General features: G+C 51.0%; 14 protein-coding genes and 1 pseudogene. 8 read left to right on the top strand and 7 right to left on the bottom strand.

Annotation, left to right across the window (positions count from 1 at the left end):
- Positions 1-110: IS1 family transposase (locus tag ABZJ92_RS18600; protein ID WP_025764036.1), on the top strand; the 110-nt coding region annotated here is incomplete at its 5' end.
- A gap of 11 nt (positions 111-121) precedes the next feature.
- Here the strand turns inward: ABZJ92_RS18600 and ABZJ92_RS18605 are convergent.
- Positions 122-292 (bottom strand): annotated as a pseudogene (locus ABZJ92_RS18605) (glutamate/gamma-aminobutyrate family transporter YjeM); the annotation flags it as partial.
- A gap of 218 nt (positions 293-510) precedes the next feature.
- Positions 511-1,488 carry an elongation factor P--(R)-beta-lysine ligase gene (gene epmA / locus ABZJ92_RS18610; protein ID WP_000004771.1) on the bottom strand — a complete coding sequence of 326 codons (978 nt, stop codon included), beginning with the start codon at positions 1,486-1,488 and terminating at the stop codon, positions 511-513.
- Between the two features lie 324 nt (positions 1,489-1,812).
- On the opposite strand from epmA, the gene frdA reads away from it, so the two are divergent.
- The 6 genes from frdA (at position 1,813) to blc (ending at position 6,942) form a co-directional block, all read left to right on the top strand.
- Complete coding sequence (frdA, locus tag ABZJ92_RS18615; protein ID WP_001192964.1) at positions 1,813-3,621, top strand: fumarate reductase (quinol) flavoprotein subunit; 1,809 nt, start codon at positions 1,813-1,815, stop codon at positions 3,619-3,621.
- Positions 3,614-4,348: a fumarate reductase iron-sulfur protein gene (frdB, locus tag ABZJ92_RS18620; RefSeq protein WP_000829498.1), complete on the top strand. Its 735-nt coding sequence runs from the start codon at positions 3,614-3,616 to the stop codon at positions 4,346-4,348. Before frdA ends, frdB begins: the two co-directional genes overlap by 8 nt.
- A gap of 10 nt (positions 4,349-4,358) precedes the next feature.
- Positions 4,359-4,754 (top strand): fumarate reductase subunit FrdC, encoded by a 396-nt coding sequence (gene frdC / locus ABZJ92_RS18625; RefSeq protein WP_000208747.1) that lies wholly within the window; start codon positions 4,359-4,361, stop codon positions 4,752-4,754.
- Between the two features lie 10 nt (positions 4,755-4,764).
- Entirely contained in the window at positions 4,765-5,124 is a 360-nt protein-coding gene (gene frdD / locus ABZJ92_RS18630) for a fumarate reductase subunit FrdD (protein ID WP_000609663.1), read from the top strand.
- A 62-nt stretch (positions 5,125-5,186) separates the two neighbouring features.
- Entirely contained in the window at positions 5,187-6,320 is a 1,134-nt protein-coding gene (locus ABZJ92_RS18635) for a BlaEC family class C beta-lactamase (protein ID WP_005053920.1), read from the top strand.
- An 88-nt stretch (positions 6,321-6,408) separates the two neighbouring features.
- Positions 6,409-6,942: a lipocalin Blc gene (gene blc / locus ABZJ92_RS18640; protein ID WP_001238362.1), complete on the top strand. Its 534-nt coding sequence runs from the start codon at positions 6,409-6,411 to the stop codon at positions 6,940-6,942.
- Here blc and sugE read toward each other — a convergent pair.
- From sugE to efp, 4 genes are all read right to left on the bottom strand, one after another.
- Positions 6,939-7,256, bottom strand: a complete 318-nt coding sequence (gene sugE, locus ABZJ92_RS18645; RefSeq protein WP_000118482.1) for a quaternary ammonium compound efflux SMR transporter SugE — start codon at positions 7,254-7,256, stop codon at positions 6,939-6,941. The genes blc and sugE overlap by 4 nt on opposite strands.
- A 175-nt stretch (positions 7,257-7,431) precedes the next feature.
- Positions 7,432-7,578, bottom strand: a complete 147-nt coding sequence (gene ecnB, locus ABZJ92_RS18650; protein WP_000239596.1) for a lipoprotein toxin entericidin B — start codon at positions 7,576-7,578, stop codon at positions 7,432-7,434.
- 110 nt (positions 7,579-7,688) lie between these two features.
- Complete coding sequence (ecnA, locus tag ABZJ92_RS18655; RefSeq protein ID WP_000977756.1) at positions 7,689-7,814, bottom strand: lipoprotein antitoxin entericidin A; 126 nt, start codon at positions 7,812-7,814, stop codon at positions 7,689-7,691.
- A 51-nt stretch (positions 7,815-7,865) separates the two neighbouring features.
- Positions 7,866-8,432 carry an elongation factor P gene (gene efp / locus ABZJ92_RS18660; protein ID WP_000257278.1) on the bottom strand — a complete coding sequence of 189 codons (567 nt, stop codon included), beginning with the start codon at positions 8,430-8,432 and terminating at the stop codon, positions 7,866-7,868.
- Between the two features lie 41 nt (positions 8,433-8,473).
- Between efp and epmB the strand changes: the two genes are divergently transcribed.
- Positions 8,474-9,502 carry an EF-P beta-lysylation protein EpmB gene (gene epmB, locus ABZJ92_RS18665; protein ID WP_000940534.1) on the top strand — a complete coding sequence of 343 codons (1,029 nt, stop codon included), beginning with the start codon at positions 8,474-8,476 and terminating at the stop codon, positions 9,500-9,502.
- 278 nt (positions 9,503-9,780) lie between these two features.
- Here the strand turns inward: epmB and ABZJ92_RS18670 are convergent, their stop codons facing one another.
- The gene (locus ABZJ92_RS18670; RefSeq protein ID WP_003032489.1) at positions 9,781-9,837 is read right to left on the bottom strand and encodes an IS1 family transposase; all 57 of its coding nucleotides are present in this window, start codon (positions 9,835-9,837) and stop codon (positions 9,781-9,783) included.

Below are 9,837 nucleotides of genomic sequence, written 5' to 3' on the forward strand. Positions count from 1 at the left end.
TGAGACAACATCTGGCAAGGCTGGGACGGAAGTCACTGTCGTTCTCAAAATCGGTGGAGCTGCATGACAAGGTCATCAGGCATTATCTGAACATAAAACACTATCAGTAAGTTGGAGTCATTACCATTAAGGCGAATGGAATAAAGAATAACAATGCAGAAAATATATAAAAGGGAATCGCACTATAACCCATTAAGTAATAAGCCGATGGGCTATTGGCAAATCCAAATACGGAAGTAAAGATCATCAATATGAGTCCTATCAGACTCATCTTTTTTATCGTGTGAGGCATGAAACCATCCTTCATTTCAGCGCGTGTATAACACGTGCCCACTGAACTGCACTGCGCAACATTGAGCAGGCAGCGTAAAAACCAATACAGAATTGATACTTGGATGATATCAAATATCCAGTCTTAAATTGTGGCCTTTAACGGAAAAATGAAAACATATGCTGCAGAATGGCGCTTATCACGCCATTCTTCGCTGTTAATTCAGTAATTTTTCAGAATTATGCCCGGTCAACGCTAAAGGCGATGACTTCAGCCAGTGTCTCCGCGCCCAGCGCCAACATCACCAGACGATCAACACCTAATGCCACGCCGGAACAGTCAGGCATACCGACTTTCAAGGCTTCAATCAGATTCTGGTCAATGGGGTGCTGCGGCAAACCGCGCGCCGCGCGCTTACGGTTATCTTGTTCAAAGCGTTGTTGCTGCTCACGGGCATCCGTTAATTCATGGAAACCATTCGCCAGCTCAATACCTTTATAATAAACCTCAAAGCGTTCAGCGACCCGATGATCTTCGGTACTGATTTGCGCCAGTGATGCCTGGCTGGCTGGAAAGTGGTACACAAAGGTCGGTTTTTCTTTACCAATATTTGGCTCTACGCCAAAGGTAAACAGCAATTGTAGCAACGTGTCGCGGTCTTCTTCGGTATCAGCAACATTGCTCAAATCCAGTTTCGCTGCGACTTCCCGCAGTTGCGTTTTGTCGGCAGAGAGCGGGTCAATTTCCAGATAACGCAAGAAAGCTTGTTGATAAGAAAGGCTTTCTGCTGCCGGGCAGTCCAGCACCTGTTGTAAGAGATCGTCCACCTCGTTCATCAACCGGTACATATCATAGTGCGGTCGATACCACTCCAGCATAGTGAACTCAGGGTTGTGATAACGCCCCATCTCTTCATTACGGAAGCTGCGGCACAGCTGGAATACCGGCCCACAACCAGCAACCAGCAGGCGTTTCATATGGTATTCCGGGCTGGTCATTAACCAGAGATTCATCCCCTGCGAATGCCCGGGGCCAACGAAACGTGTCTCAAACGGGACCAAATGAATATCGGTTACCGTCGCCTGGCTCATACAAGGCGTCTCCACCTCCAGCACTCCACGATCGGCAAAGAAACGACGGATCTCCGCCATAATCGCCGCGCGTTTTAATAAGTTAGGAATGGATGCGCTCGGCTGCCAGGATGCCGTTTCGCTCATAGTTAAATCTCCAGTTTTTGACAAGGGCACGAAGTCTACTCGCAACGCGACGGCGAGACAAATTTTACGCAGGAATCAAACAGCGGTGGGCAGTGACTAAAAAAAGCACGATCTGATGGTTTAGTAATTAAATTAATCATCTTCAGTGATAATTTAGCCCTCTTGCGCACTAAAAAAATCGATCTCGTCAAATTTCAGACTTATCCATCAGACTATACTGTTGTACCTATAAAGGAGCAGTGGAATAGCGTTCGCAGACCGTAACTTTCAGGCACTTACCCTGAAGTACGGGGCTGTGGGATAAAAACAATCTGGAGGAATGTCGTGCAAACCTTTCAAGCCGATCTTGCCATTGTAGGCGCCGGTGGCGCGGGATTACGTGCTGCAATTGCTGCCGCGCAGGCAAATCCAAATGCAAAAATCGCACTAATCTCAAAAGTATACCCGATGCGTAGCCATACCGTTGCTGCAGAAGGGGGCTCCGCCGCTGTCGCGCAGGATCATGACAGCTTCGAATATCACTTTCACGATACAGTAGCGGGTGGCGACTGGTTGTGTGAGCAGGATGTCGTGGATTATTTCGTCCACCACTGCCCAACCGAAATGACCCAACTGGAACTGTGGGGATGCCCATGGAGCCGTCGCCCGGATGGTAGCGTCAACGTACGTCGCTTCGGCGGCATGAAAATCGAGCGCACCTGGTTCGCCGCCGATAAGACCGGCTTCCATATGCTGCACACGCTGTTCCAGACCTCTCTGCAATTCCCGCAGATCCAGCGTTTTGACGAACATTTCGTGCTGGATATTCTGGTTGATGATGGTCATGTTCGCGGCCTGGTAGCAATAAACATGATGGAAGGCACGTTGGTGCAGATCCGTGCTAACGCGGTCGTTATGGCTACCGGCGGTGCGGGTCGCGTTTATCGTTACAACACCAACGGCGGCATCGTTACCGGTGACGGTATGGGTATGGCGCTAAGCCACGGCGTTCCGCTGCGTGACATGGAATTCGTTCAGTATCACCCAACCGGTCTGCCAGGTTCCGGTATCCTGATGACCGAAGGCTGCCGTGGTGAAGGCGGTATTCTGGTCAACAAAAATGGCTACCGTTATCTGCAAGATTACGGCATGGGCCCGGAAACTCCGCTGGGCGAGCCGAAAAACAAATATATGGAACTGGGTCCACGCGACAAAGTTTCTCAGGCCTTCTGGCACGAATGGCGTAAAGGCAACACCATCTCCACGCCGCGTGGTGATGTGGTTTATCTCGACCTGCGTCACCTCGGCGAGAAAAAACTGCATGAACGTCTGCCGTTCATCTGCGAACTGGCGAAAGCGTACGTTGGCGTCGATCCGGTTAAAGAACCGATTCCGGTACGTCCGACTGCACACTACACCATGGGCGGTATCGAAACCGATCAGAACTGTGAAACCCGCATTAAAGGTCTGTTCGCCGTGGGTGAATGTTCCTCTGTTGGTCTGCACGGTGCAAACCGTCTGGGCTCCAACTCCCTGGCGGAACTGGTGGTCTTCGGCCGTCTGGCCGGTGAACAAGCGACAGAGCGTGCAGCAACTGCCGGTAATGGCAACGAAGCGGCAATTGAAGCGCAGGCAGCTGGCGTTGAACAACGTCTGAAAGATCTAGTTAACCAGGATGGCGGCGAAAACTGGGCGAAGATCCGCGACGAAATGGGCCTGGCAATGGAAGAAGGTTGCGGTATCTACCGTACGCCGGAACTGATGCAGAAAACCATCGACAAGCTGGCAGAGCTGCAGGAACGCTTCAAGCGCGTGCGCATCACCGACACCTCCAGCGTGTTCAACACCGACCTGCTCTACACCATTGAACTGAGCCACGGTCTGAACGTTGCTGAATGTATGGCGCACTCCGCAATGGCACGTAAAGAGTCCCGCGGCGCACACCAGCGTCTGGACGAAGGTTGCACCGAGCGTGACGACGTCAACTTTCTCAAACACACCCTCGCCTTCCGCGATGCTGATGGCACGACTCGCCTGGAGTACAGCGACGTGAAGATTACTACGCTGCCGCCAGCTAAACGCGTTTACGGTGGCGAAGCGGATGCAGCCGATAAGGCGGAAGCAGCCAATAATAAGGAGAAGGCGAATGGCTGAGATGAAAAACCTGAAAATTGAGGTGGTGCGCTATAACCCGGAAGTCGATACCGCACCGCATAGCGCATTCTATGAAGTGCCTTATGACGCAACTACCTCATTACTGGATGCGCTGGGCTACATCAAAGACAACCTGGCACCGGACCTGAGTTACCGCTGGTCCTGCCGTATGGCGATTTGTGGTTCCTGCGGCATGATGGTTAACAACGTGCCAAAACTGGCATGTAAAACCTTCCTGCGTGATTACACCGACGGTATGAAGGTTGAAGCGTTAGCTAACTTCCCGATTGAACGCGATCTGGTGGTCGATATGACCCACTTCATCGAAAGTCTGGAAGCGATCAAACCGTACATCATCGGCAACTCCCGCACCGCGGATCAGGGTACTAACATCCAGACCCCGGCGCAGATGGCAAAGTATCACCAGTTCTCCGGTTGCATCAACTGTGGTCTGTGCTACGCCGCGTGCCCGCAGTTTGGCCTGAACCCAGAGTTCATCGGTCCGGCTGCCATTACGCTGGCGCATCGTTATAACGAAGATAGCCGCGACCACGGTAAGAAGGAGCGTATGGCGCAGTTGAACAGCCAGAACGGTGTATGGAGCTGTACTTTCGTGGGCTATTGCTCCGAAGTCTGCCCGAAACACGTCGATCCGGCTGCGGCCATTCAGCAGGGCAAAGTAGAAAGTTCGAAAGACTTTCTTATCGCGACCCTGAAACCACGCTAAGGAGTGCAACATGACGACTAAACGTAAACCGTATGTACGGCCAATGACGTCCACCTGGTGGAAAAAATTGCCGTTTTATCGCTTTTACATGCTGCGCGAAGGCACGGCGGTTCCGGCTGTGTGGTTCAGCATTGAACTGATTTTCGCGCTGTTTGCCCTGAAAAATGGCCCGGAAGCCTGGGCGGGATTCGTCGACTTTTTACAAAACCCGGTTATCGTGATCATTAACCTGATCACTCTGACGGCAGCTCTGCTGCACACCAAAACCTGGTTTGAACTGGCACCGAAAGCGGCCAATATCATTGTAAAAGACGAAAAAATGGGACCAGAGCCAATTATCAAAAGTCTCTGGGCGGTAACTGTGGTTGCCACCATCGTAATCCTGTTTGTTGCCCTGTACTGGTAAGGAGCCTGAGATGATTAATCCAAATCCAAAGCGTTCTGACGAACCGGTATTCTGGGGCCTCTTCGGGGCCGGTGGTATGTGGAGCGCAATTATTGCGCCGGTGATGATCCTGCTGGTGGGTATTCTGCTGCCACTGGGGCTGTTTCCGGGTGATGCGCTGAGCTACGAGCGCGTTCTGGCGTTCGCGCAGAGCTTCATTGGTCGCGTATTCCTGTTCCTGATGATCGTTCTGCCGCTGTGGTGTGGTTTACACCGTATGCACCACGCGATGCACGATCTGAAAATCCACGTGCCTGCGGGCAAATGGGTTTTCTACGGTCTGGCTGCTATCCTGACAGTTGTCACGCTGATTGGTGTCGTTACAATCTAACGCATCGCCAATGTAAATCCGGCCCGCCTATGGCGGGCCGTTTTGTATGGAAACCAGACCTTATGTTCAAAACGACGCTCTGCGCCTTATTAATTACCGCCTCTTACTCCACATTTGCTGCCCCTCAACAAATCAACGATATTGTGCATCGCACAATTACCCCGCTTATAGAGCAACAAAAGATCCCCGGTATGGCGGTGGCGGTAATTTATCAGGGTAAACCTTATTACTTTACCTGGGGCTATGCGGACATCGCCAAAAAGCAGCCCGTCACACAGCAAACGTTGTTTGAGTTAGGTTCGGTCAGCAAAACATTTACGGGCGTGCTTGGTGGCGACGCTATTGCTCGAGGGGAAATCAAGTTAAGCGATCCCGCAACAAAATACTGGCCTGAACTTACCGCTAAACAGTGGAATGGGATCACACTATTACATCTTGCGACCTACACCGCTGGCGGCCTGCCATTGCAGGTGCCGGATGAAGTGAAATCCTCAAGCGACTTGCTGCGCTTCTATCAAAACTGGCAGCCTGCATGGGCTCCAGGAACACAACGTCTGTATGCCAACTCCAGTATCGGTTTGTTCGGCGCACTGGCTGTGAAGCCGTCTGGTTTGAGTTTTGAGCAGGCGATGCAAACTCGTGTCTTCCAGCCACTCAAACTCAACCATACGTGGATTAATGTACCTCCCCCAGAAGAAAAGAATTACGCCTGGGGATATCGCGAAGGTAAGGCAGTGCATGTTTCGCCAGGGGCGTTAGATGCTGAAGCTTATGGTGTGAAGTCGACCATTGAAGATATGGCCCGCTGGGTGCAAAGCAATTTACCCCCCCTTGATATCAATGAGAAAACGCTTCAACAAGGGATACAACTGGCACAATCTCGCTACTGGCAAACCGGCGATATGTATCAGGGCCTGGGCTGGGAAATGCTGGACTGGCCGGTCAATCCTGACAGCATCATTAACGGCAGTGACAATAAAATTGCACTGGCAGCACGCCCGGTAAAAGCGATTAAGCCCCCAACTCCTGCAGTACGCGCATCATGGGTACATAAAACGGGGGCGACCGGCGGATTTGGTAGCTATGTCGCGTTTATTCCAGAAAAAGAGCTGGGTATCGTGATGCTGGCTAACAAAAACTATCCCAATCCAGCGAGAGTCGCCGCCGCCTGTCAGATTCTCAACGCTCTACAGTAAAATTTCATCGGGTCCGAATTTTCGGACCTTTTCTGCGCTTTTCCTTGCTGTCATCTACACTTAGAAAAAAACCAGTAAGGAAACATTTATGCGCCTGCTCCCTCTCGTTGCCGCAGCGACAGCTGCATTTCTGGTCGTTGCCTGTAGTTTTCCTACGCCGCCGCGTGGCGTGACCGTAGTGAATAATTTCGACGCCAAACGTTATCTCGGTACCTGGTATGAGATTGCCCGTTTTGATCACCGTTTTGAACGTGGACTGGAAAAAGTCACCGCAACATACAGCCTGCGTGATGACGGCGGCCTGAATGTCATTAATAAAGGCTATAACCCTGACAGAGGAATGTGGCAGCAGAGTGAAGGGAAAGCGTACTTTACCGGCGCACCAACTCGCGCTGCGCTGAAAGTGTCATTCTTTGGTCCTTTCTATGGCGGTTATAACGTTATTGCACTCGATCGGGAATACCGCCATGCGCTGGTTTGCGGCCCGGACCGCGACTACCTGTGGATACTCTCCCGCACGCCAACCATTTCTGACGAAGTGAAACAGGAGATGCTGGCAGTCGCGACCCGGGAAGGGTTTGATGTCAGTAAGTTTATTTGGGTACAGCAGCCCGGTAGTTAGTGAGTGCTGAGTTTCAGACCAATAATCCCCAATACGATTAACGCCAGACTCGCCAGACGCATCGGGTTAGCGGACTCACCGAGCAGCACAATGCCGGTGATGGCCGCGCCGACTGCGCCAATACCCGTCCACACGGCATAAGCCGTCCCTACCGGTAACGATTTCATCGCCCAGGCAAGTAGCGCCATACTGACTATCATCGCCGTCACGGTAATAACACTCGGCGTCAAACGGCTAAAGCCGTGGGTATATTTCAGGCCAACGGCCCATACCACTTCCAGCAGACCAGCAATAACTAAGATAATCCAGGACATATCAGGCTCCGGAAATTTGGGGCCGTCCCCGGTGAAAAGAGGCGTTTGCAGGTCGTCCTGCAAAGCTGATGGTTGAACGGATATTTTGCCAGGTGGCAGGGGAATTTCAACTATTACCTTTATGACGATCGCAGAAAAAACAAACGGCACGACACTGCTGTCGTACCGTTATTGCTTATTGCTGCGCTTTCGTTGCTGCGCCAGAAATCGCGTTACCGCCATCAGAAATGTCTTCACCAACGCCACGCGTGGTGTTGCAGGCAGTTAATACTGTTGAAAGCACCAGAACAGAAAAGATCGCTGCAATTGTCTTCTTCACCATAACGTCTTCCTTTTAGGTAATGTTATTTATGTTTGCCTATAGCAAATTAATAATAGACAACATCGCCAAAAATGATGGAAATCTGATGATTTTTCGGAAGAGAAGAAAAATTAGCTGGCAGCGCGAGAGATGGAGTTACCGAGATGTTTGATGTCTTCGCCGAAACCGCAAGCGGTGTTACAGCCCGTGAGCAGCGTGCTGGCAAGCAAAACAAGAACGATAAGGCGTTTCATCATCTCTGACCTGAATAAGTGATGGTGCAGCCTGCAGGCCGCACCACAACCGCATTACTTCACGCGAGAGACGTATTCACCAGAGCGGGTATCCACTTTGATGACTTCGCCGATTTGTACGAACAGCGGAACTTTAACCACAGCGCCAGTAGACAGGGTAGCCGGTTTGCCGCCAGTACCTGCGGTATCACCTTTCAGGCCCGGATCGGTATCAACGATTTCCAGTTCAACGAAGTTCGGCGGAGTAACGGAGATCGGCTGACCATTCCACAGAGTTACGATACACTCTGCCTGATCCAGCAGCCATTTAGCATTGTCGCCAATTGCTTTTGCATCAGCAGACAGCTGCTCGAAAGTTTCGTTGTTCATGAAGTGCCAGAACTCACCGTCGTTGTACAGGTAAGTCAGGTTCATATCGACAACATCAGCGCCTTCAGCGGAATCAGTAGATTTGAAGGTTTTTTCTACGCGAGTACCGGTCAGCAGACGACGCAGTTTAACGCGAGCAAATGCCTGGCCTTTACCCGGTTTTACGAATTCACTCGCTTCAACCGCGTAAGGTTCGCCGTCTAACATGATTTTAAGACCAGCACGAAAATCGTTGCTATAGTACGTTGCCATAAGGCCCTCTGAAATTTGTTAATTGGTAGCTAAGCCACAAAATGGCGCATATTGTAACCCTAAATACCCCATCCAGAGAAGATTGGTTAACGCAACTTGCCGATGTTGTGACCGATCCTGATGAACTTCTGCGTCTTTTGAATATAGACGCGGACGAAAAACTGTTGGCCGGACGCAGCGCCAAAAAGCTGTTTGCCCTGCGTGTGCCCCGCTCATTTATCGATCGCATGGAGAAAGGCAATCCGGACGATCCTCTTTTGCGTCAGGTACTTACCTCGCAAGATGAGTTTGTCGTCGCGTCCGGATTCTCCACCGACCCACTGGAAGAACAGCACAGCGTAGTGCCTGGTTTGTTGCATAAATACCACAACCGGGCGCTTTTGCTGGTCAAAGGCGGCTGCGCGGTAAATTGCCGCTATTGCTTCCGTCGCCACTTCCCCTATGCCGAAAATCAGGGCAACAAGCGTAACTGGCAGACTGCACTTGAGTATGTTGCTGCGCATCCGGAACTGGACGAGATGATTTTCTCCGGCGGCGATCCGCTGATGGCGAAAGAGCACGAGCTGGACTGGTTGCTCACACAACTGGAAGCCATCCCGCATATCAAACGTCTGCGGATTCACAGCCGTCTGCCGATTGTGATCCCGGCACGTATCACCGAGGCGCTGGTTGAACGCTTTGCCCGTTCTACGCTGCAAATCTTGCTGGTGAATCACATCAATCATGCCAATGAGGTAGATGAAACGTTCCGTCAGGCGATGGCTAAATTGCGCCGTGTCGGTGTCACCCTGCTTAACCAGAGCGTTCTGTTACGTGGTGTGAACGATAACGCACAAACGTTGGCAAACCTGAGTAATGCGTTGTTCGATGCCGGCGTGATGCCGTATTACCTGCATGTGCTAGATAAAGTACAGGGCGCGGCGCATTTTATGGTGAGTGATGACGAAGCACGGCAGATTATGCGTGAGTTGCTGACATTGGTGTCGGGATATCTGGTGCCGAAACTGGCGCGAGAAATTGGCGGCGAACCCAGCAAAACGCCGCTGGATCTCCAGCTACGCCAGCAGTAACTGATTAAACAGGGAAGTTAAACATTAAAATTGCCTGATGCGCTACGCTTATCAGGCCTACATCGTGCATTGAAATTGAATGGATTTGCAATGAACTGTAGGCCGGATAAGGCGTTTACGCCGCATCCGGCAAGAGCAACAAACGCAAGTACAGCAACCACTGAGAAATTTAATCTTTGCACGTTGCATAACCTTTAATTATTCATATGCATTGCTGTTGTTACTTTTTATATAGCTAACACCAATAATTAACCTTTCTTTTCGGTAATGACTCCAACTTACTGATAGTGTTTTATGTTCAGATAATGCCCGATGACCTTGTCATGCAGCTCCAC

Source organism: Shigella sp. FJ200513 (genome assembly GCF_040495915.1).
In the GTDB taxonomy this organism is placed as follows: Bacteria; Pseudomonadota; Gammaproteobacteria; order Enterobacterales; family Enterobacteriaceae; genus ECMA0423.